Source organism: Pseudomonas sp. efr-133-TYG-103a, assembly GCF_030209235.1.
Classification (GTDB): domain Bacteria; phylum Pseudomonadota; class Gammaproteobacteria; order Pseudomonadales; family Pseudomonadaceae; genus Aquipseudomonas.
Genome location: NZ_JARVSK010000011.1, coordinates 190,160 through 213,972 on the forward strand (window position 1 = coordinate 190,160; position 23,813 = coordinate 213,972).

Consider the following 23,813-nt stretch of genomic DNA (forward strand, 5'->3'; position numbering starts at 1 on the left):
AGGGCTTCAGACGCCTTCGACTCGACGTCCGACGCGCAAGGCCGGACGGCTGCTGGCCGCCCTGCTGCCGCTGGCGGCGTTGATGCCGACCTTCGCCAGCGCCCAGTCGAGCTGCGCGACGCAGACCTGGCCGCTGTGGAAAAACTACACCGAGCGTTTCGTGCAAAAGGACGGGCGCATGCTCGGTTCGAGCATGGACCCCGATCAGAGCAGTTCCGAAGGACAGTCCTACGGGATGTTCTTCGCGCTGGTCGCCAACGATCAGGCGACGTTCGACCAGCTCTGGCGCTGGACCAAGGACAACATGGCCGGCGCCAACATCGCGCAGAACCTGCCTGGCTGGCTGTGGGGCAAGACGCCGGACGGCAAATGGGGCGTGATCGACAAGAACTCCGCCAGCGACGCGGACCTGTGGTTCGCCTACGCGCTGCTCGAGGCTGACCGCCTGTGGCACAAACCGGCCTACGGCACCGACGCGCAGCTGATCCTCAACAACGTCGAAAAAACCCTGATCCGCAACATTCCGGGCCTGGGCAAGATGGTGTTGCCTGGCCCGGTCGGTTACGAGCACCCGGACCAACTCTGGCGCTTCAACGCCAGCTACATGCCGCTGCCGCTGATGCGTCGGTTCACCCGAGAGACGCCGTCCAGTCCGTGGAAAGAAGTCGCTGAAAGCACCGCGAAAATGTTCGCCGACAAGAAGATGAACCCGCTGGGCTTCGTTCCGGACTGGATCGGCTACCGCGCCACCGACGTCAACAAAGGCATGTTCGTGGTCGACAAGTTCACCAACGCGCTGGGCAGCTATGACGCCATCCGCACGTATTTGTGGGCAGGCATGGCGTCGCCCCAGGACCCGCTGGCCAAGCCGATGCTGGACAACCTCGACGGCATGGCGCAGTCGGTCGCGTCCACAGGCGTGCCGCCGGAAAAGGTGCACGTGTTGACCGGCGCCACCGAAGGCCAGGGGCCTTACGGTTTCTCTGCCTCACTGGTGCCTTACCTGCGCGCCAAGGGGCTGCCGCTGCTGGCCGATCAGCAGCAACGCGTCGTCGATCAGGCGATCGCCCACTTTACCGACCCTGCCGACCCGGCCTACCAGCAGCATCAGTATTACCACGTGATGCTGAGCCTGTTCTCCCTCGGCTGGAGCGAAAAACGCTACCAGTTCAACACTGACGGCACCGTGAAAGTCTCCTGGGAGGCCGCATGCGCAAGCAAACCCTAGCCTTGGCGGTCTGCGCCGCAATGACCTGCTCTGCAGGTTTTGCCGCAGGCACCAGCACTCCGCAATCGTTATTGATCGAGCAAGGTTATTACTGGCAGGGCAAGGAGCACCCGGAACGCGCTGCCGAGGCCTGGACCAAACTCTTGAACCTGGTGCCTGAACAGCCCGACGCGCTGTACGGACTGGGCCTGATCGACCTGCAACAAAAGCGCCTGCCGGGCGCGCAGAACTACCTGGCACGTCTGCAGGCGATCAAGCCGTTGCCACGCCAGGCCCTGCAGCTGGAGCAAGACATCGCCCTGGCGCCGGATGACAAACAGCAACTGCTCGAAAAAGCCCGTGAGCTGAGCGACGCCGGCGAGCGTGACAAGGCCGTGGCGGCTTATCGTGAACTGCTCGATGGTCGCCAGCCCCAAGGGCTGATCGCCCGCGAGTATTACAACACCCTGGGCTTTGCGACCGGTGGCTGGCCCGAAGCCCGTGTCGGCCTCGAACGCCTGCGCACCGAGCGCCCGGACGACTCGATTCTGGACCTGTTCCTGGCGCTGCACCTGGCGCGCAATCCGGACAGTCGCCCTGAGGGCATTCGTGCTCTGGCGCGTCTGTCGCATAACCCGGACATCGGCGGCAACGCCGATGAAACCTGGCGTTTCGCGCTGGTCTGGCTGGGCCCTCCTTCGCGTGATCAGGTCTCGCTGTTCCAGCAATACCTTCAAGCGCACCCCGACGACACTGAAATCCGTGCGCTGATGGACAAAGGCATCGCGCAGGGCCGTACCGGCAACGGCTGGCAGCGCGACCCTCATGTTGCGCGCGGGCTGAAAGCGCTCGACGAAGGTGACCTGAAGACCGCCGAACAGGAATTTCAGGCTCGCCTGAAAGACAAGCCCAGCGACTTCGACGCACTGGGCGGCATGGGCATCTTGCGTCAACAGCAAAAGCGCCTGGACGAGGCCGAACGGTACCTGGTGCAGGCGACCCAGACGCCCGGCGGCGCTCAGTGGAGCAAGGCGCTGGAAGACGTCCGCTACTGGGTGTTGCTCGACAAGGCCAACGAAGCCCAACGCAGTGGCCGACAAGTGCAGGCGCGTGATCTGATCGGTCAAGCCATCGCCAAAAACCCGCAGGAACCTGCCGGCCTGACCGCCTTGGCCGGCCTGCAATCCCAGGCCGGACAGTACGATGCCGCCGAAGCCGGGTATCGTCAGGTACTGGCCAAAAACCCGAATTATCCGGACGCCCTGAGCGGCCTGATCGGCGTGCTGTCGCGCGAAGGCAAATCCGATGAAGCACTGCAACTGATCGACGCACTGTCCCCGGCCGAACAGACGCGGCTGGCGCCGTCGATCCGCATTCGCTCGCTGCGGGCGATTCAAGTGGCCAAAGGCGCCGAGCGCCGTGGCGATCTGGCGGGTGCGCAGAAAGCCTATAAAGAAGCCCTGGCTGACGACCCGAAAAACCCGTGGACCCGCTTCGCCCTGGCCCGCGTGTATCTGCGCAGCGGTCAGGCCCAGGTGGCGCGCGACCTGATCGACGAACTGCTCAAGCAGCAACCCGATCAACCCGATGCGCTGTACACCAGCACCCTGCTCTCCGCCGAACTGGGCGAGTGGACCAAGGCGCAAAGCACGCTGTCGAGAATTCCTGCGGCCAAGCGCAGCAGCGACATGAACGAGATGGACCGCGACATCAAGCTGCACATTCAGACCGAGATCGCGGTCGACGTGGCACGCCGTGGTCAGCGTCAGGAAGCCTGGGCGCTGTTGTCGCGTTGCGAGCCGATGACGCTGGGCAAACCTGAGCGCGTTGCCGTACTGGCGTCGGCCTTTGCCGATGCCGGCAACCCGGATCAGGCCGTGAGCATGATGCGCGCATTGCTGGAGAAATCGCCTTCGACTCCGGATCTGCAGTTGCTGTACGCAGGCGTGCTGCTCAAGGCCGGTGAAGACACCGAGGTCAGCGAGATCCTGCGTCAGTTGCAGGGCAAGCCGATGAGTGAGACCGCCAGCAAGCGCTACGACGATCTGGTGTTCCTGTATCGGGTCAAGCAGGCCGATGAACTGCGCGAAAAGGACGATCTGGTCGCCGCCTTCGACATGTTGTCGCCTGCGCTCAAGCAACGTCCCAACGACAGCCTGGCGGTTGCCTCGCTGGCGCGCATGTACGCGGCCAGTGGCAATACCGAGAAGGCTCAGGAGCTTTACGCGCCGCTGATCAAGGCCGACCCGTCCAACGCCAGGTTGCAGTTGGGCCTGGCCGACATCGCCCTTCAGGGCCGCGATTTTTCCCTGGCTGAAAGCTCGGTGAAGAAGGCGCTGGAGCTGGAACCCGCCGTGCCACAGACCCTGACGGCCTCGGCGCGGATCTACCGCGGCATGGGCAAGACAGGCGAAGCGGGCAAGCTGCTGCGCAAGGCCATCGAGATCGAGAACAGCCAGCGTATCGAAACCGCCGTGGTCGCCGCACCGGTCGACCCGACCGCCCCGGCCAACCCGTTCGTGGGCTTGCCCGGCCAGCGTCGTAAAAGCACGATGCTGGCGTCGGCTTCGCTGATCCCGCCGCCCGTCGATGCACCCGCCACCGGTGCTGTGACCGGCGCCGGCAACAGCGATCCGCAGGCGTTGCCGATGCCCGTGGGCCGCAAAAGCTACGCGGCCTCCTCGTTCGACGGCAACGTCATGCCGTCGGGCGATCCGTACGCTCGCGAAACCACCCCTCGCGCGGACGTAAGCCCCGCCCAGCAAGCGTTGAACGACATCCTTCAGGACCGCAGCGGTTATGCGGTCCAGGGTTTGAGCGTGCGTAACAACAACAGTGAGAAAGGTCTGGGCAAACTCACTGACATCGAAACCCCGTTCGAGATCGGCATGCCGGTGGGCTACAACAGCGCAATGATGGCGCTGCAGATCACCCCGGTGTCGCTGTATTCGGGCAGCCCGAGCAACTTCGCTCAGGCGCGCTTCGGGGCCAGCGGCCTGGATTCGGTCGGATCGCAGAAAGACAGCGGCGTGGGCATTGCCGTGGCGTACCGGGATAAAGATCAAGGCATCAAGGCCGATGCAGGGATGAGCCCGATCGGTTTCATCTACTCGACGCCGGTGGGCGGTGTCAGCGTGAGCCGACCGTTCGAGGGCAGCCCGGATTACAGCTATGGCGTGAGCGTTTCGCGTCGCGCGGTCACCGACAGCCAGACCTCGTTCGCCGGTTCCAGGGATCCGCGCACTGGCGACAAATGGGGCGGCGTGACGGCCAACGGCGTGCGCGGCGAGCTGAGCTACGACGATCAGTCGTTCGGGGCGTACGGCTACTCTTCGGCGCACAAGCTGCTGGGTAACAACGTCGACTCCAACAACCGTTTCGAACTGGGCAGCGGAGTCTACTGGTACTTGCGCAACGCGCCGGACAGCACCCTCACCCTGGGCGTCAGCGGTTCGGCACTGACGTACACCGACAACCAGGACTTCTACACCTACGGGCACGGCGGCTATTTCAGTCCGCAGAAGTTCTTCGCACTCGGCGTGCCGGTCAGTTGGTCGCAACGCACCGATCGCTTCACGTACAGGGTCAAGGGCTCGTTGGGCGTGCAGTACATCGGTCAGGACAGCGCCGACATTTTCCCCGGCCACAGCGAGCTGAATGCCCGTGCCAACGCAGCCGGTCTGAACGGTTACGACAGCGACAGCAAAACCGGTATCGGCTACAGCTTCAACGCCGCAGGAGAGTACAAGTTCGGCTCCAACTTCTTCCTGGGCGGCAGCGTCGGCGTGGATAACGCCAGTGATTACAAACAGTACGTGGGTGCGATGTACCTGCGTTACACCTTCGAGGACATGACGGGCCCAATGAATCTGCCGGTCAGCCCTTTTGGTTCTCCTTACACGAATTGATTTAACGAGGAATGGTTCATGGCTTCTTCTGTGCTCGCTGGTTTGACGTTGCTTGTGATTGGCGAAAGCCACATGAGTTTTCCCGACTCACTGATGAATCCGCTGTATGACAACCTGACCCAGCAAGGCGCCCAGGTTCACGCCATTGGTGCCTGTGGCGCCAACCCGGCGGACTGGGTGACGCCCAAGCTGAAACTCGACTGCGGCGCCACTCGCGATCCGGGCGAGAAGATCAAGGTCATGAGTCGCGGCACGCTGGACACCCAGCCAATCAAAGACGTGATCGCCAAGGACAAGCCCGACCTGGTCGTGCTGATCATGGGTGACACCATGGCGTCGTACAAAACCACGCCGTTCCCCAAGGTCTGGGCTTATCAGAGCGTGACCGCGCTGACCAAGCAGATCGCCGACAGCGGCAAGAAATGCGTCTGGGTCGGTCCGGCCTGGGGCAAGGCCAACGGCAGCAACACCAACGAAAACCAGTACGGCAAGAACCAGGTTCGTACCCAACTGGTTGCCAGCACGCTGGCCAACATGGTCGCGCCGTGCACCTACATCGACTCCACCAAGTTCTCCAAACCGGGTGAGTGGATCACCTCCGACGGCCAGCACTTCACCATTGCCGGCTACAAGTCGTGGGCGGCCGCCATCGGCAAATCGCTGGGCGAACTGCCTGCCGACGCCGTGAAAGGAGCCAATCCGTGATGCGGGCTCTGCACGTCACGCTGGGGCTTGCAGCTCTGGCACTGAGCGCAAACGCGTTCAGCGCACAGATTGCCCTCTACCCGACCGGACCTTCTCAGGATTCGGCATACCTTCGCTTCGTCAACGCCTCCGAGAGCGCGCTGGAACTGGCGCCTGACGGTTCGAGCGCCACGCTGAAGCTTGAAGGCGCCAAGGCGGTCACCGATTTCATTCCGGTGCCGGGTGGCCAGACCATCAAAGGCACGCTGAGCCGCGACGGCAACCGCGTGCCGCTGGACGTCAGCGTGGCCGCTGGCGACTTCGCCACCGTGTTCGCGCTGGACGACGGTCATAAAGGCATCAGGCAGGTCGTGGTGAACGAAGCGTTCGACATCCCCAACCAGCTCAAGGCCTCGCTGGCGTTGTTCAACGCCGATCCGGGCTGCGTGGACGCCAAGGTCAACCTGGCAGACCGCGATGTCGACCTGTTCCAGAAAGCCCCCGAGGGCAACCCTCGTCGTCAGGAGCTCAATCCACGTCCTTCGCTGGCCGTGCAGCTGGTCTGCGCGGGCAGCAAAGTCGGCGCCGCCGTCGAGCTCGGTCCTTTGGAGGCGAACAAGCGTTACAGCCTGTTGCTGCTGCCATCGGCCACCGGCCCTCGCCTCCTGACCGCCACGGACGCTGTGTCCAACTGATCGGAATACCGCGCCGCCATGGTTTTCGCCTCGCTCGAGTTCCTGACGTTGTTCCTGCCTGCTTTTCTGCTCGTTTACGCGTTGGCGAAACCGGCATGGCGCAACGTCATTCTGCTGATTGGCAGCTGGCTGTTTTACGGCTGGCTGAGCCCGTTGTTTCTGTTCCTGCACATGGTGCTGACCGTTCTTGCCTGGGTCGGCGGTCTGCTGGTGGATCGCTCGCGCGAAGACTCCAGAGGACGCATCCGTCTGTTGGTCAGCCTGATCGTGATCAACACCGCCGTGCTCTGCTGGTACAAATACGCGAACATCCTGGCGGGCACCTGGAATGACCTGATCACCTACTACGGCGCCATGCCGATGAGCTGGCAGCGAGTCGCGCTGCCTGCCGGATTGTCATTCATCGTGTTGCAGGCGATCTCCTATCTGGTGGACGTGCATCGGCACGTGGTGCCGGTTGAACGCAGCTTCATCAATTACGCGACCTACATTTCGATGTTCGGTCACTCGATTGCCGGCCCGATCATTCGCTACGACTGGGTGCGCCGGGAACTGAACCAGCGCTATTTCAACTGGCAGAATTTCTCGCTCGGCGCGCGTCGATTCATGATCGGCATGTGCATGAAAGTGCTGGTGGCCGACACCCTGTCGCCCTTGGTCGACGTGGCCTTCCATCTGCCGGAACCGTCGTTCGTCGATGCCTGGATCGGGTGCCTGGCGTACTCGCTGCAGCTGTTCTTCGACTTCGCCGGCTACAGCGCCATGGCCATCGGTCTGGGGCTGATGCTGGGATTCCACTTTCCGGAAAACTTCAATCGTCCGTACCTTGCTTACAGCATTCAGGATTTCTGGCGGCGCTGGCACCTTTCGCTGTCCAGCTGGCTGCGCGACTACCTCTACATCGCACTGGGCGGTAACCGCAAAGGGGCATGGAAGACCTACCGCAACCTGTTCCTGACCATGGCCATCGCAGGCCTCTGGCACGGCGGCGACAGCTGGAACTACCTGTTGTGGGGTTCGGCCCACGGCATCGCCCTGTGCGTGGACCGCGCCTGGTCACGCTCGACACTGCCACGGGTGCCGCTCTGGGCATCGCACACCGGCACGCTGTTGTTCGTGTGCCTGGCCTGGACGTTGTTCCGCGCCCCGGACTTCGCCACGGCCCTGAGCATGTATGGCGGTCAGTTCGGGCAACACGGTTTTGCCCTGGGCGATGCGCTGGCAGTGACGCTGCGGCCGGTACACGGTCTGGCCGCGTTGCTCGGCGTGCTGTGCATCCTTGCGCCGTTGCTTCAGACCCGTTGTGAAAGACGATTCGCAGACAATACGGTTTTTGCGTTGGCTGCAGCCCTTTGGCCCGTGCTCGGATTTGCCCTGTCGTTCGCTCTGATCGCCAGCCGTGAAGCCGTGCCCTTTCTGTACTTTCAGTTCTGATGACCAAGCCAACGCAATCCCCGAGCACTGCACCCACCCCGCCATCCGAGCTGGCGCTTCGCGTCAGCCCGCTGGCCGGCGTGACCTTCTCCCTGTTTATCGCCGCCGCGTTTGCCTCCTGCGCCTGGTTGATGATCAAAGGCCCGATCGAGTTCGTGCCCAAGGTCGTCACTCAGGACATGTTGCTGCACGGCGACCTCACTCACCGCTTCGCCAAGACCCTGTCCGATGCCGTGATTCCCAAACGCGCAGCGGACCTTGAGCGCGGCGCCAGCTGGCTGGCGTTCGGCGACCTGGGTCCTCGGGTCCGTGAAGGCTGCGCGGACTGGCTGTTCCTTACCGATGAGCTGCGCCTCAATCGCAATGCGCCGCTCAACGCCCGGGCCAAGGCTCAGGCGGTGATTGATCTGCAGCACAGCCTGGCGAGCCGAGGCATTCAACTGGTTGTCGCGGTGGTCCCCGACAAGAGCCGTATCGCCGCTGCGCAACTGTGCTCACTGACGCGCCCGGCATCACTGGCGCCGCGCATCGGCGACTGGCTGACGATGCTGCAAGGCGCGGGCGTGCCTGCCGTGGACCTTACGCCGACGCTGCAACCTCTTGGCGAATCGGCCTACCTGCGCACCGACACGCACTGGAGCGAGACCGGCGCCAAGGCGGCGGCCGGCCGTGTCGCTCAGGCGATCAGCGCACTCCAGTTCAGCGCCACGCCGCACAAGGCCTTCGACCTGACGGCGCAAGCCAGTGCCGTCCGCCCGGGCGACCTGGTTCGCCTGGCCGGTATCGACTGGCTGCCGGTGTCCTGGCAACCCAAGCCTGAATACATCGCGGCAACCCAGATCAAAGAACGGATGGAGCCCACCGGCGGTGCCGATGATCTGGACGATCTGTTCGGCGACAACAATCTGCCGAACACCGCGCTGATCGGCACGTCGTTCTCGCGCAACTCCAATTTCGTAGGTTTTCTGGAGGTGGCTCTGGGGGCTCCGGTGGGTAATTTTGCCAAGGATGGCGGTGAGTTCTCTGGCGCAGCGAAGGGCTATCTGGAGAGCCCGGCCTTCACGCAGACACCGCCGAAGTTGGTGGTCTGGGAAATTCCCGAGCGAGACCTGCAAACGCCGTACGCCGACGACGTCCGCCTGCCCTGAGTGTGCCGTCGTCGCGCCGGGTTTTGGCGCGACGACCTGCCTCCAGTCTGCGGCTGCCGAGGGATAAGCGGTCTGCCATGGCGCAGGTGGGCGGATCCGCTGAATTTTTCGGGCATCGCGGCATCCCTGTCTTTGAGCGTGGCGAAAACACGTTTGCATGCGCACGGCGCATGTCCCTCTTCAAGCAGGAGTGAATCGAGATGATCAGGAAAGTGTGCGCGTTGGCAGGCATCTGCTGCGTACTGGCGTCGCTCAACGGGTGCTTTGACAACGATCAGGGCAAGGATAAGGACACGTCCAAGGCATCGGTGCAGATGCAGCAGAACGACGAGAAAAAGTAAGCGATCCGCCAACCAGAGCGCCCATCGCGGGCGCCGCGTGGCGCAGATCCGTCACCGCCGATCTGCGCCGCTGACCACCTGATCATCCAGATCATCCCAATCAGGCCGTCAGCGTCTCTTGGCGCTCGTCATCGCGTATGGGCCTCGGCCAAGGGATCCTCGACCTGTTCCGCTGCCGGCACCGGACGAGGCGCCCTCACCAGATACAAACCCAGAACACCACCCGCCAGCAGCGCCGCAGCGACCATCAGCAAGGCGTAGTCGTAGCTTTGTGTCGCGTCCTTGATCCAGCCCATCACCGGCGGCAAGCCGAGACCGGCAATGTTGGCAATGGAGTTGATCAAGGCGATGGATGCTGCAGCCGCCGCACCGGACAGGTATTCGGTGGTGGTCGCCCAGAACACCGGCGTCGCCGCCCAGTTCAACCCCACCGCGACCACCAGCAACACGTACGCCAGCCAGGCATTGGCCGTGGCCACAGCGCCCGCCAGCAATACGCCTGCGAGCATCAACGGCAAACCCAGGTGCCAGCCCCGCTCCCGCGTGCGGTCCGAATGGGTCCCGTTAAAGTACATGAACACGCAGGCGAACAGGAACGGCAATGCCGACAACGCGCTGACGGTGAACGATTCCTGGCCGGAAACCGACTTCACGATCAGGGGCAGGAACAGGGTGATGCCGATGGTACCGAAGGCCTGAAGCAGCCAGAACAGGCTCAGCAGCCACACCTGACGACTACGGAACGCCGTCTGCCAGCCAGCATGATGGGAAATCGGCGTCCTGGCCTGTTCCGCTGCAATGGTCTGACTGAGCCACTGCTTTTGATCTGGCTGCAACCAGTGAGTGGTTTGCGGCGAATCCGGCAGGTAACGCAACACCACAACGCCCAGCACGACAGCAGGAATGCCTTCCAGAAGGAACAACCAGCGCCAGCCACTGACGCCGAAGTAGCCGTCCAGATGAAGAAACGCGCCGGACAGAGGCAGCCCGATGACCGAGGCCAGCGCAGCACCGATGTAGAAGAACGACATGGCCTTGGCCCGGTCGCTGCGCGGATACCATTGCGAGAGGTAGTAAATGATGCCTGGCGTGAAGCCCGCTTCGGCAGCACCCAACAGCAAGCGCATGCCGTACAGCTGATTGGCGCTCTGCACCAGCGACATGCCCGCTGCAACGATGCCCCAGGTGATCATGATCCGCGCGATCCAGCGCCGCGCACCGACCCGGGTGAGAATGACGCTGCTCGGAACTTCAAACAGGATGTAAGTGAGGAAGAACAGACCGACCCCGATGCCATACATCCGCGCCGTCAGCCCCAGCTCTGCATTCATCTGCAACGCTGCGACCGAGATGTTTGATTTGTCTATGTAGGCAACCATGTACAGCAGCATCAGAAACGGAATCAGCTTGAGATTCAGTCGCTTCATGGTGCTGGCGTGCAAGCCCGATTGCATCGATGGCTGTTGCATATCACCTCTCTGTTGTTGTTATGAGACTGATGACGACAGGGCCACCTTAGACCAGAAGAACACGCTCCTCAATATGTGACGGTTAATCCCACACTGTGGGACTGATCTATTCCACGGCACAAACGCGTAAGTGCAACAGATTTGAAGCCGAAAGACCTTGGTGCCTGTGCGCTAATCATTCGTAACTTCCAAATTAATCGAGCTCAGTGCAACTAATCGCGCACTTTGGCTGTCATAGCGCGCCGCAAAAAGTGCAATCCGACCAAACATCAGAAAACCCTCGTTTGAAGGTTTATTACGCCTCCTCCGACGACCGGTATCCCTCGAATGAACTAACGGCTCTTCCTTTCTCACCAGTCAGTTACGACGCCTTTTTTGCAAAAAATTCAATTGCGTCAAACCCCTGACCATTGAAGTCGGGTGGATCCAATCTAGATTTTCCTTCAAACGGATTCCACTCAAGAAAGAGCCCCGCCGGTATTTGCTGCGTCACGACGCTGCACGGCGGCATGAGCGTCAACATTGCGTTGTCGTGAAACGTAATTGCGATGAAAGGGACTGCCTGAAATGGACAACATTGTTGTTGCCGACAAATCAACCTCTCAACTCACTGCCAAATCCTGGGGCGACCTGGCCCTCGACAAACCTGCCGTCATCCAGATGCCCGTTGCGCCGAGTCAAGTGGCTTCGGTTACCCGCAACGGCCAGGACCTTGTGGTCACTCTAAAGAACGGCGAACACGTCAAAGTCGCCAACTTCTTCAATGCCCAGGAAGGTGTCGCCAGCGACATGGTCTTTCAGGGTGAAGACGGGACGCTCTGGCAGGCTCAATACAGCGCCGAATCCTTCAACGGGTTCACCTTCGCTGAGGTCGACTCCCTGGATGAATTGATCGCGGGGGCTGGGGTGGTTGGCAGCGCCACGCCGGCCTGGGCCATTGCCGGGCTGGGCTTGCTGGGCGCAGGCGGTGCGGCCGCCGCGTCGGGCGGCGGAGGCGGTGGTGGCGGTGGGTCAAGTGGTGGCGGCAACGGCACGACGCCGCCGGATACCACGGCGCCACTGGCGCCCAGCAACCTGTTGATCAACAGTACAGGCACCCTCCTCACCGGCAACGGCGAAGCAGGCGCGACCATTCAAGTGCGCGGTGCGGATGGCACGCTGCTGGGCACCGGCATCGTCGGCCCCGATGGTTCCTTCAGCCTGACGTTGAATCCGCCGCAGACCAACGGACAGGTCGTGTCGGTCAGCGCCACCGATGCCGCCGGCAACACCTCGGTGCCCGCCCAGACACAGGCTCCGGATATCGACGTCAACCCACCGGGTGGCGATGTCACCCCGCCGACAGCGCCGACCGGCGTGACCATCAGCCACAGCGGGCAGCTGGTCAGCGGCCGCGGCGAGACCGGCAGCACCGCAAGCGTGATCGATGCCAACGGGACGGTGCTGGGCACTGCGGTCGTCGGCACGGACGGGTTGTTCAACATCACCCTCAATCCGCCACAGACGGCCGGCCAGGTGCTGCAAGTCACCCTCACTGACGCGGCCGGTAACGTCTCCAGTAACGTGGCGATCACATCCCCCGACACGACTCCACCGGCGCAACCGACCACCCTCACCCTGTCGGCCGACGGCCTGTCGCTGAGCGGGCATGCCGAAGCGGGCGCGCGCATCGTCATCCGCAGCGCACGGGGCGTGGTGCTGGGCACCGCGCAGGCCGGGCTCGATGGCAATTTCACGGTGGCGCTCAGTGCCGCGCAGGTCAACGGCGAAAAACTCGATGTCAGCGTTGTCGATGCGGCCGGCAATACCTCGACGGTGGCGCTCACCGCCAACGACACGACCTTGCCCGCCCAGGTCCAGAGCGTCGTCATCAGTGCGGACGGCACTCAACTGTCGGGCCGCGGCGAGCCCGGCGCGACCGTCACGGTCAATGACGCCAACGGCAATCCCATCGGCACCGGCGTGGTGGGTACCAATGGCACCTTCCAGATCAACCTGACGACGCCAGTCGCGACCGGTGCCGTGCTGCAGGTCTCGCAAACCGACGCCGCCGGCAATCATTCGCCGGGGCTCAGTGTCATCGCACCGGATGCCGACGGCCCGGCGACGCCGTCCGGCCTGCTCGTCAGCGCAAACGGCGAGCAACTGACCGGCACCGCTTCGCCGGGCTCGCGGGTCGAAGTGCGCGACGCGGATGGCAACGTTCTGGGCAGCGCAACGGCCGGCAGCGATGGCAGATTCACGATTACCCTCGTGCCCGCCCAGGCCAATGGCGAAGTGCTCGATGTCCAGGCCACCGACACATCAGGCGAAAGCTCGGTGACCGTGCCCGTCAGCGCGCCCGATATCACCGGCCCGACCGCTGCCAGCGGCCTCACCGTCGCCAACAACGGCTTGTCCGTGAGTGGCCGCGGCGAGGCAGGCGCAATGGTGACAGTGTCGGATGCTCAAGGCCACGTGCTGGGCACCGCCACGGTTTCGCCGACGGGCAGTTTCTCCGTGACGCTCAACGCCGCGCAGACCAATGGTCAGTCGTTGCAAGTGGTGCTGACCGACCCTGCGGGCAACCCGTCGGTTGCCACGCCCGTTGCCGCGCCGGACCTCGACGGCCCGCTGCAACCCGCCAATGTCATTACCAGTGCCAACGGCACGGTGTTGAGCGGCACCGGTGAAGCCGGTTCACGCATCACCGTGACCGACGCGGGCGGTCGTGTCCTTGGCTCAGCCGTGGTGTCGGCCGACGGCACCTTCAGCGTGACGCTGAGCAGTGCGCAGAACAACGGCCAGACCCTGACGATCAATGCCAGCGATAGCGCCGGAAATACCGCGCCGCCGCTGTCCTACCACACGCCCGACACCCAGGCACCGGCGCCGCTGACGCAACTGGCGCTAGACGGTCAGGGTCGGGTCTTGACCGGTCTCGGGGAGGCTGGTGCGACCGTCACCGTACGCGACGCAAGCGGCACGGTGATCGGCACAGGGAACGTGGGCAGCAACGGTCAATTCACGCTGACACTGAACGCCGTTCAGACCGATGGCCAGCAACTGCAAGTGACCCAGGCCGACAACGCAGGCAACCAGTCCACGTCGGTGAGGGTGAACGCTCCGGACCAGAGCACGCCGGACCCGGTGACCAATGCTGTCATTTCCGCGAACGGTCTTGTCCTCAGCGGCAATGGCCAGGCGGGTGCCACGGTAACGGTGACGGACGCCAATGGCGTGGCGCTGGGCTCCGCCGTGGTGGGCAGCAACGGCCGTTTCGAGGTCAATCTTTCTGCCGCGCAGACCAACGGCCAGACGCTCAACGTCAGTCAGGCCGACGCGTCGCCGACGCCGTCGGGCGCTGTGGCCGTGCAGGCGCCGGACATTCAGGCACCCGACGCGCCCACCGGTGTGACGCTGGATCCGACCGGCACGCTGGTGACCGGTCAGGGCGAACCGGGCGCAACCGTGACCGTGCGCGACGCGGCGGGCAACGTCCTGGCGACCGCAACCGCCGACCCGGTCACCGGACAATTCGAGGTCACGCTGCCCACCGCCCAGAACAACGGGCAGACGTTGCAGGTGTCCCAATCGGATGTGCGAGGCAATGCCGGATCGCCTACGCCGCTGCCAGTTCCGGACACCACACCGGCAACGGCGCCCACCGCCGTCGCCATCAGCGCAGACGGTCAGAGCGTCTCCGGCAACGGCGTGGCGGGCGATACCATCGAGGTGCGCAACGCAGGCGGAACCTTGCTGGGCACCGCGACCGTTGAAAGCAACGGCACCTTCACCGTCACGCTGAACCCCGCGCAGCTGGATGGTCAGCAACTGAACATCACCCAGATCGACGCCAGCAAGCTGCCCTCCTCACCTGCCGCCGTGACCGCACCGGATGTGACCGCGCCGCCCGCGCCCACCGATGTCGCCGTCGACGCAAACGGCGTGTTGACCGGTACCACGCAAGCAGACGGTCAAGTGAAAATCGTCGATGCCAACGGCAATACGATCGGCACCGTGACGGCCGGGCCTGACGGAACGTTCAGCTTCCCTCTGCCTGCCGGTCTGAACAACGGACAACCGGTGCAGGTCATCGCCACCGATGGCCGCAACGATTCGACTCCCATCGACACGAACGCCCCGGACAAGGTACCCCCCGCGCCAGTGGACAACCTTGCGATCAGCCCGGACGGCAGCAGTGTCTCAGGCACCGGCGAAGCAGGTACAACGGTAACGATCAGCGCGCCCGACGGCACCGTGCTGGGTTCCGGAACGGTCGGCAGCGACGGCACGTTCGTCATCGGCCTCAATCCGCCCGCGGCCGCCGGCAGCAACCTGGACGTGGTCAGTACCGATGCCGGCGGCAACGGTTCGACCCCGGTCACCCTGCCGGGACCGGACGGCACGCAGGTGGCCTCGCCCTCGGACCTGGCCATCAGCGGTGACGGCTTCACGCTGACCGGTTCAGGTACACCCGGCACCACCATCAATGTCTTCGACGGCACCGGCCAGAACGTCGGCAGCGGCCGGGTCGACAGCCTGGGTCGGTTCAGCATCCTGATGCGCTTTGCGCAGCTCAACGCGCAATCGCTGCATGTCACTGCAACCGATGCGGACGGCCACACGTCTGTGCCTGGCACGGTCATCGCCGCCGACAGCACAGCGCCCGACGCACCGACCGCTCTGAGCATCAACGCTGGCGGCAGCGTGGTGTCGGGGCGCGGCGAAGCCGGGGCGACGGTGACGATCACCAATCCATCGGGGACAGTGCTGGGCAGCGCGATCGTTGCCAGCAATGGCACGTTCAACGTGACGCTGAGTCCGGCACAGATCAACGCGCAACCGTTGACCGTCACGCAAACCGACGCTGCGGGCAACGTGTCGCAACCCGACAGCGTCATCGCCCCGGACTTGCAGGCCCCCGCTGCCGCGACGGGCCTGACCATCAACAATGTCGGCACTGTGGTCAGTGGCCTGGGCGAAGCCGGGGCAACCGTGACCGTGCGCGATGCGGCAGGAAACATCCTCAACACCGGCATCGTCGATCAGAGCGGCCACTTTCAGGTCACGCTGCCGACCGCGCAAACCACTGGCGCTGCTCTGCAAGTCACGCTGACCGACGCGGCCGGCCATGTCTCGCCGCCCACCGCCGTCGCGACCGTCGACACGACGCCGCCGTCGGCCGTGCAGAATCTGCAGGTCAACGCCAGCGGCACGGTGCTCACCGGGACGGGCGAAGCGGGCGCGACGGTCAAGGTCACCGACAGCAGCGGTGCCGTGCTCGGCAGCGCCGTGGTTGCGGCCGACGGCACGTTCAGTGTCGCCCTGCCATCCGCCCCCAGCAACGGACAGACCCTGGATGTCAGTCAGACTGACGTAGCGGGCAACGTCTCGCCATCGGCCACGGTCTCCGCGCCCGACATCACCCCGCCTGCCGCCCTGACTCAGGTGGCCGTGAATGCCGATGGCCTGACCGTCACCGGTCATGGCGAGCCGGGGGCACTGGTTTCGGTGCGCAGCGTTGACGGCACGGTGCTGGGCACCGGACGCGTCGGCACGGACGGCGCGTTCACCCTCACCCTCAGCACGGCGCAGATCAATGCCCAGGTTCTGACCGTCACTCAGGAAGATCCGCCGGGCAATGTGTCTACAGCGGTGAACGTCGTGTCGGTCGATCTCACCGCGCCCGACGCACCAACCGCGCTGGCCCTCAACAACACCGGGTCGCAACTGACCGGTAATGCCGAAGCGGGCAGCACGGTGATCGTGCGTGACGCCGGCGGCAACGTACTGGGCACCGGCACCGCCTCGGCCAACGGCACGTTCCAGGTGACGTTGTCCAGCACGCAGCTCAATGGTCAGGCCCTGACTGTCACGGCCAGCGATGCGGCGGGCAACGTCTCGGCGTCTGCGCCCTATACCGCGGCGGATTCCACAGCGCCGGTGGCGACCAGTAACCTGGCGCTCAGCGGCGACGGCCTGACCCTCGCCGGCAATGGCGAGCCGGGCGCGAACGTTGTCGTGCGTGACGCCAATGGCAATACGCTCGGCACGGCAACGGTGAACAGCAACGGCAGTTTCAGCGTGACGCTGACCTCGGCGGCGCCTGCCGGTTCGACCGTTACGGTCGTGCAGACGGACGCCGCAGGCAACGCATCGCCTTCGAGCCCCGTCACCGCCCCCGGCAATCTGGCCGAGCCTGCTCCGCTGAACCTGGCCCTCAGCGGCAACGGCCTTACGCTGACGGGCACCGCGACCGCAGGCAGCACTGTCAGTGTGCGCAGCGCCTCCGGCGTACTGCTGGGCACCGCGCTGGTGGCCAGCGACGGCACGTTCACGGCCGCGCTGAATGCAGCGCAATTGAATGGTGAGCCGCTCTCCGCAACGGCCACGTCTCCCGGCGGCGTCAGTTCCCTGCCAACAGGCTATGTCGCCGCCGACGTTACCGCGCCGGATCCCTTGAGCAACCTGGTGCTTGCTCCCAACGGCGCCACGCTGACCGGGCACGGCGAGGCCGGGTCGACGGTCACGGTACTGGGCGCAGGCGGTGTGATCGTCGGCACCGGCCAGGTGGCGGCCAACGGCGCCTTCAGCATCACCTTCACCACGCCGCAGATTCAGGGCCAGACCCTGAGCGTCAGCCAGACCGACACGTCGGGTAACGAGTCCGCCAGCCTCAACGTCGTCGCCCGGGACCTGGTGGCGCCGACCGCGCCTGCGGCGCTCGCGGTGAGCGTCGAAGGGACGCTGCTGACCGGCACCGGCGAGCCGGGCTCGACGGTCAACGTATACAGCGCCAACGGCACCCTGCTCGGCACGGGCAGTGTACGCATCGATGGCTCGTTTCAGGTCACCCTCAGTTCTGCGCAGGCAAACGGGCAGCTGCTGTCGGTCACGCTGACCGACGCAGCCGGCAACACGTCGACCGCGACCAGTCTCAATGCGGGCGACACCACAGCGCCTGCAGCGTTGAGCCAACTGGTCATTTCCAGCGACGGCGCCACACTCAGCGGCCATGGCGAAGCGGGCGCGACCGTTACCGTCACCGACAGCGCCGGCAATGTGCTGGGCACCGCGACGGTAGGCAGCACCGGCACTTTCACGCTGGTGCTGGCCGACCCGCTGACCAACGCTGAAGTGCTGACCCTGGTACAGACCGACCGCGCGGGAAATGCCTCACCGGCGGCAAGCCTGACCACGCCAGACTTCACCCCGCCCGATCCACTGGACAATGTCGCGATAAATGCCTCCGGGGCCGTGGTCACCGGCACGGGCGAGCCCGGCGCAACCGTCACGGTCAAGGACGCCAGTGGCACGCTTCTAGGCACCGGCACGGTGCTGGGCGACGGTTCGTTCAGCGTGACGTTGAGCACGCCACAGATCAACAAAGAGGTGCTGAGCGTTCAGCAGGCGGATCCGCCCGGCAACGTCAGCGAACCTGCGACCGTCACCGCGCCGGATCTGACGCCGCCTGCGCTTGCCGCCCAGTTGCAGTTCAATGCCACCGGCGACGTCCTGACCGGCACGGGCGAAGCCGGTGCAACGGTGAGCCTGACGTTGGCCGACGGCACGCCAGTCGGCGCCGGCACAGTCGGGGTCGACGGCACGTTCCTGATCAACCTGACCCAGGCACAGAACGCCGGCGAACAAGTGTTCGTCGTGCTCACCGACACCGCGGGCAATGCCTCGGCGGCGGGCAGCCTCCTGGCGCCGGACACCACGCCGCCTGCCACGGTCGCCGGCCTGCAGATCAACGACGCGGGGAATGTCATCAGCGGCACGGGCGAAGCCGGTGCCAGCGTCTACGTCACCGATCCGGCCGGCAACATCGTCGGCACCGGTACCGTCAGTGCGAACGGCACGTTTAGCGTGACCTTGCCGGTGGCCCAGCTCAATGGCGAGCAGCTTTCGGTGGTGCAGCGCGATTCGGCGGGCAACCCGTCGGTCGGCGAGACGATTTCCGCCCCCGATGTCACGCCACCCGCGCCGCCCGTCGCCACCGCGCTCACCCCTAACGGCATCATCCTCAGCGGCACTGGTGAAGCCGGTGCGACGGTTCGCGTGACCACTGTCGACGGGGTCAGCCTGGGCTCGGCAACGGTGAATGCGGATGGCACCTTCAGCGTGACGCTGAACACGCCGCAACTGAACGGCGAGACGCTGCACCTGACGCAGACCGATACCGGCAGCAACGTCTCGACCGAGGCCACTTATCAGGTGCGCGATGTCACGGATCCGGTGCCGGTCGACGATCTGGCAGTGAGCCAGAACGGTCTGGTGGTGACCGGCACCGGCGAGCCTGGGGCAACAGTCAGTGTATCGCTGGCCGGCATCACGCTCGGCAGCGCCACCGTGAGTGCCGACGGAACCTTCAGCGTGACGCTGTCCAGTGCTCAGGTGAATGGCCAGACACTGACCGTCGTCCAGGCCGATGTCGCCGGCAACGACGCTGCGCCTGCCACGGTGTCGGCGCCGGATACCACGCCGCCCGCGCTGCCTGCGGTGACCTCGTTGACCAATGGCGTCACCCTGGCAGGCACCGCCGAAGCCGGTAGCACGATTACCGTGACCTCGGCGAACGGGACGGTGCTGGGCACGGCGGTGACCGACGACGACGGCAATTACTCGGTGACCCTCGACGCTGCCCAGAACAACGGCCAGGTCCTCACCGTGGTCGCCAGCGACGGCTCGAACAATCAGTCCGCGCCGCTGGTATACACCACCCTCGACACCCTCCCGCCGGCAGCGGTCACCAACCTGACCATCAGCGCCGACCACAGCGTCCTGGCCGGGCGCGGCGAAGTCGGCGCCAGCATTGTGGTGACCAACGCCGCGGGCGTCACGGTCGGCAACGGCGTGGTGGGTGCCAACGGCAGCTTCCTGATCGATCTGGCGCCTGGCATCACGGCCAACCAGGAGCTCACGGTCGTCCAGCTGGACGCGGCGCTGAACCCATCCGAAGAGGCAACGCTCACCGTTCCTGTGACGCCTGCGCCCGACGCACCGACCAATCTGTCGCTGGCCTCCAACGGCTTGACCCTGACCGGCGCCGCGGCGGCGGGAACGACCATCACCGTGTACGGCCCAAGCGGTGCTGTGCTCGGCACGGGACTCACCGCCAGCAACGGTGTTTTCACCATCACGCTGCAAACGCCGCAGACCAACGGTGAAAACCTCGGCGTTACTGCCAGCACCGTGGCTGGCGGCGCCTCCCTGCCGACACCGCTGGTGGCAGGCGACACCACAGCGCCCACGCCACTGACCGACCTTGCGGTGAACGCCACGGGCACCGTAGTGACCGGGCGCGGCGAGATCGGCGCGACCGTCACCGTTACCGCCAGCAACGGCGCGACGCTGGGCACCGCAACCGTCGGCGCTAACGGCACCTTCAGCGCCACGCTGACGCCGGCACAGGCAAACGGTCAGGGCATTAACGTCCACCAGACCGATGCCGCTGGCTTGAGCTCGGCGAACCAACCGCTGACAGCGCCCGACATCACGGCCCCTGGCGCGCCTGCATCGCTGACCCTGAACGGCGCAGGCACTGCGCTGACCGGGACCGGGGAAGCCGGCGCGACCGTCACGGTGCGCAGCGCCACCGGCGTGGTACTGGGCACCGCACTGGTTGCCGCCGACGGCAGTTTTAGCGTTTCGTTGTCCGGTCCGCAGTTGAACGGACAGGCGCTGACCGTGAGTCAGAGCGATGCCGCCGGCAACGTCTCGACGAACGCCAGCCTCAATGCCGCCGACACCACGCCGCCTGCCGGGCTGAGCAACCTGGCGCTCAACAGCGCGGGGCTGCAGGTGAGCGGCAGCGGCGAAGCCGGTGCGACCGTTCGTGTCACCAATGCCGCCGGGACCGTGCTGGGGACGGCCACGGTCAACGCCGCAGGCACCTTCACGGTGTCGCTGTCCGCCGCGCAACTCAATGGGCAATTGCTGCATGTTCAGCAGACCGACGCAGCCGGTAATGCGTCGCCGGTCGCCGATCTGACCGCCGCCGACGTTCAGGCCCCTGCCGCACCGACAGCGCTGGCCCTGGCTGCAAACGGTCTGACGCTGACCGGCACTGGCGAAGCGGGCGCCACGGTCAACGTCTACAACGCTGCTGGCACCTTGCTGGGCACCGGCACAGTAGGCAGTGGCGGCACCTTCAACCTCACCCTCAACAGCGCGCAACTGGACGGCCAGGTGCTGACCGTGCGGCAAGTCGACGGCGCCACCAACGTCTCCGCCGCCTCCACACTGACCGCACCTGATATCACGGCACCCGCAGCGCCCACCGCAGTGACCATCAACGGCAGCGGCTCGGTGGTGACGGGCAGCGGCGTGGCCGGGTCGACCGTGACCGTGCGCAACGCCGCAGGCACGGTGCTGGGCACCACGACCGTCGCCGCCAACGGCAGCTTCTCCGTGGCGCTGGCCACGGCGCAGATCGACAATCAAGTGTTGACCGTGACCCAGGCCGACCCGGCCGGCAACGTGTCGGTGTCGGCCACCGCCACCGCGCCAGACCTTACGCCGCCCGCCGCGCCCGCCGCTCTGCTGGTCAGCGCCGACGGAGCGACGGTCAGTGGCACGGGCGAAATCGGCTCGACGGTGACCATCAAGTCGGCCAGCGGCACCGTGCTCGGAACCGCCACCGTCGGCCCGACCGGCAGCTTCGGCGTCACACTCAGCGCGGCGCAGATCAACGGCGAGCGGCTGACTGTCAGCCTCACCGACAGTCGCGGAAACGTCTCGGTGTCCGGCACGGTCACGGCGCCCGACGTCGACGCCAACGCGCCCGTGGTGGCCAGCGACAATCTGGCCACCGCCACGGTCGTTATTGCGCCGGTGAAGGTCACGCAGAACTTCGCGGACTCGTTCACCACGTTGCTGGCCGGGTTCTCCAAGACCTTCGCGTTCACCGTCGGCAGCGGCACCAGCGTCGATCCGACCCTGACCCTCACCACCGGCAGTCTGGTGTCGCTGCTGGATGGCGTGGTCTACACGCTGCAAGTCAAGAGCGCCAGCGGCGCGTGGATCACCCTGGACGTCAACGGCAACGGGGGGCTGCTCGACCTCGTCGCCCTGGCCGGACAAGGGCTGCGGGTCAACATCGGCGACCTGCTCAGTGGCGATTATCGGCTGACGGTGGCGAGCACCGGCATCGGCGTGCTGACCACGGTCAACACCCAGCTGCAGCTGGACATCACCAGCCTGACGCAATTCAACGGCACCGCCGGCGCCCCGGTCACTGGCAACGTCATCAGCGACGTCGGCACCGACGGTCAGGCCGATCAGACCGGTCCTGATCACGGCGCGCAGCTGCAGATCCTGAAAGGCGGCAGCTACGTCAGCGCCGGCACTGGCGTCACCGTGCAAGGGCTTTACGGCACGCTGACCATCGACGCCAGCGGGCATTACACCTACACGCCGAACGGCGCGGTCAGCAGCGTCGGCAAGGTCGATGTGTTCGACTATCAACTGGTGCACCCGAACGGCCTGAGCGACACGGCACATCTGTATGTGCGCATCGACAGCCCGCAGGCCACCGAGATCTGGAGCGACAGCAACCTCGGCGCGCCCGCCACGCTGGTGGACGCCACCAACGACTTCGCCAACACAGACATCACGCTGGTCAACAAGGAGGTGACCACCACGTCGAATCTGGGCAGCTTCGGCGTCTTGCTCGGCGGTGGCAGCGGCACCTACACCACCAGCGTGGCGGCCAATACCGTCAGCGACCTCACCGTGGTGGTCAATGCCAGTAATCTGCTGAGCCTGCTCGGGTCGATGACAGTCGGTCTCTACAAGCTCAACACCGCCACCAACCAGTACGTGCTGGTCAAGAGCTATGGCGGCTCGGCGCTGTTGAACCTGGGCGGCGGCAATTACGGCATCCGCTTCGACGACCAGACCTCCGGCACGTACCAGGTGAAGGTGTCGGTGGGTGGGCTGGGCGTGCTCAGCACGGTCAACACCAGCGTCATCAATGCTGCGACGTACACCAACCAGTTCGTGGTCGGCAGCTACACGCCGGTGGCCGGCAACCTGCTGACCGATGCGGCGGGCGCCGGGGCTGATGTATTGGGCTCGGCGTACACCGTGCTCAGCGTCCTCGTCGGCAGCACTTATGTGACGCCGGGTTACAACGGCACCACGATCGCCGGGACGTACGGCTCGCTGCTGGTACACGCCGACGGCAGCTACACCTACACGCTCACCCCCGGTCAGACCAACGCCGTGATCGGTCATGAAGACGTCTTCACTTACCAACTGACTCACCCCAACGGCACCACCGACACGGCGACCCTGACCATCGATCTGGGCCAGGCCGGCGCCCTGGCCAGCACCTCGGTTGCTTCGTTGAGCACACTGGCCAGCGTCGAGGATCACAGCGCAGCCACTGTCGCATTGGCGGCGGGCACCGAGCTGATTCAAGGCACCGATGGCAACGACACGCTGGACGGTTCGCATGGCGGCGCCATTACCCTGCAGGGCGGCGCCGGTAACGACACGCTGATCATCGCCGACCAGAAGTTCGCGTCGGTGGATGGCGGCACCGGCACTGACACGCTGTTGTGGGCCGGCGGCGATGCGACGATCAATCTAGGCGATCTGCAGAGCCGTATTCACAACATCGAGGTGCTGGATCTGAATCACACCAGCGCGGTTTCGCTGACGGTGAGTCTCGCCGATCTGCTGGCGATCACCTCGGCAGACACCAGCACCCTGCTGATCAAGGGCGGCAGCGAGGACAGCGTGCACCTCACCAACACCTGGGCCGCGGACGGCGTGCATCAGGCCAACGGCATCGACTACACCCAATACACACCTCAGGAGGACCCGACTCACCATTTATGGGTACAGAACGGCATTCATGTCGTCTGACGCAGTTGCCAGGAAAGCCGGTTTTTGAACAGTAAGGGAATAATGTGAGAGGCGTTCGTCGTCAGAAAT

General features: G+C 64.9%; 9 protein-coding genes. 8 read left to right on the forward strand and 1 reads right to left on the reverse strand.

The genetic code is table 11. From position 1 onward, the window contains the following. The first annotated feature begins 82 nt into the window (after positions 1-82). The 7 genes from bcsZ (at position 83) to QRN36_RS09560 (ending at position 9,417) form a co-directional block, all read left to right on the forward strand. Complete coding sequence (gene bcsZ, locus QRN36_RS09530; protein ID WP_306470317.1) at positions 83-1,228, forward strand: cellulose synthase complex periplasmic endoglucanase BcsZ; 1,146 nt, start codon at positions 83-85, stop codon at positions 1,226-1,228. Then, a complete protein-coding gene (locus QRN36_RS09535; protein ID WP_285423846.1) occupies positions 1,210-5,115 on the forward strand; it encodes a cellulose biosynthesis protein BcsC in 3,906 nt (1,301 codons plus the stop codon). The genes bcsZ and QRN36_RS09535 overlap by 19 nt, the downstream gene beginning before the upstream one ends. 18 nt (positions 5,116-5,133) lie before the next feature. Beyond that, a complete protein-coding gene (locus QRN36_RS09540; protein WP_093458528.1) occupies positions 5,134-5,820 on the forward strand; it encodes an SGNH/GDSL hydrolase family protein in 687 nt (228 codons plus the stop codon). Further along, complete coding sequence (locus QRN36_RS09545) at positions 5,820-6,494, forward strand: cell division protein FtsQ (RefSeq protein ID WP_285424070.1); 675 nt, start codon at positions 5,820-5,822, stop codon at positions 6,492-6,494. Before QRN36_RS09540 ends, QRN36_RS09545 begins: the two co-directional genes overlap by 1 nt. A gap of 18 nt (positions 6,495-6,512) precedes the next feature. Next, a complete protein-coding gene (locus QRN36_RS09550; protein WP_285423847.1) occupies positions 6,513-7,928 on the forward strand; it encodes an MBOAT family protein in 1,416 nt (471 codons plus the stop codon). Further along, positions 7,928-9,076: a cell division protein FtsQ gene (locus tag QRN36_RS09555; protein ID WP_285423848.1), complete on the forward strand. Its 1,149-nt coding sequence runs from the start codon at positions 7,928-7,930 to the stop codon at positions 9,074-9,076. Before QRN36_RS09550 ends, QRN36_RS09555 begins: the two co-directional genes overlap by 1 nt. A gap of 200 nt (positions 9,077-9,276) precedes the next feature. After that, a complete protein-coding gene (locus tag QRN36_RS09560; protein WP_285423849.1) occupies positions 9,277-9,417 on the forward strand; it encodes a hypothetical protein in 141 nt (46 codons plus the stop codon). Positions 9,418-9,545: 128 nt separating this feature from the next. On the opposite strand, the gene QRN36_RS09565 is transcribed toward QRN36_RS09560, so the two are convergent. After that, positions 9,546-10,886: an MFS transporter gene (locus QRN36_RS09565; RefSeq protein WP_285423850.1), complete on the reverse strand. Its 1,341-nt coding sequence runs from the start codon at positions 10,884-10,886 to the stop codon at positions 9,546-9,548. A gap of 567 nt (positions 10,887-11,453) precedes the next feature. Here QRN36_RS09565 and QRN36_RS09570 point away from each other — a divergent pair. Next, positions 11,454-23,744: a BapA/Bap/LapF family large adhesin gene (locus QRN36_RS09570; protein WP_285423851.1), complete on the forward strand. Its 12,291-nt coding sequence runs from the start codon at positions 11,454-11,456 to the stop codon at positions 23,742-23,744. Positions 23,745-23,813: the final 69 nt, after the last annotated feature.

What these genes read in the sequence shown, in the direction of transcription:
- bcsZ (WP_306470317.1), top strand. Translation starts at nt 83, where the DNA reads ATGCCGACCTTCGCCAGCGCCCAGTCGAGCTGCGCGACGCAGACCTGG.
- QRN36_RS09535 (WP_285423846.1), top strand. Translation starts at nt 1,210, where the DNA reads ATGCGCAAGCAAACCCTAGCCTTGGCGGTCTGCGCCGCAATGACCTGC.
- QRN36_RS09540 (WP_093458528.1), top strand. Translation starts at nt 5,134, where the DNA reads ATGGCTTCTTCTGTGCTCGCTGGTTTGACGTTGCTTGTGATTGGCGAA.
- QRN36_RS09545 (WP_285424070.1), top strand. Translation starts at nt 5,820, where the DNA reads ATGCGGGCTCTGCACGTCACGCTGGGGCTTGCAGCTCTGGCACTGAGC.
- QRN36_RS09550 (WP_285423847.1), top strand. Translation starts at nt 6,513, where the DNA reads ATGGTTTTCGCCTCGCTCGAGTTCCTGACGTTGTTCCTGCCTGCTTTT.
- QRN36_RS09555 (WP_285423848.1), top strand. Translation starts at nt 7,928, where the DNA reads ATGACCAAGCCAACGCAATCCCCGAGCACTGCACCCACCCCGCCATCC.
- QRN36_RS09560 (WP_285423849.1), top strand. Translation starts at nt 9,277, where the DNA reads ATGATCAGGAAAGTGTGCGCGTTGGCAGGCATCTGCTGCGTACTGGCG.
- QRN36_RS09565 (WP_285423850.1), bottom strand. Translation starts at nt 10,886, where the DNA reads ATGCAACAGCCATCGATGCAATCGGGCTTGCACGCCAGCACCATGAAG.
- QRN36_RS09570 (WP_285423851.1), top strand. Translation starts at nt 11,454, where the DNA reads ATGGACAACATTGTTGTTGCCGACAAATCAACCTCTCAACTCACTGCC.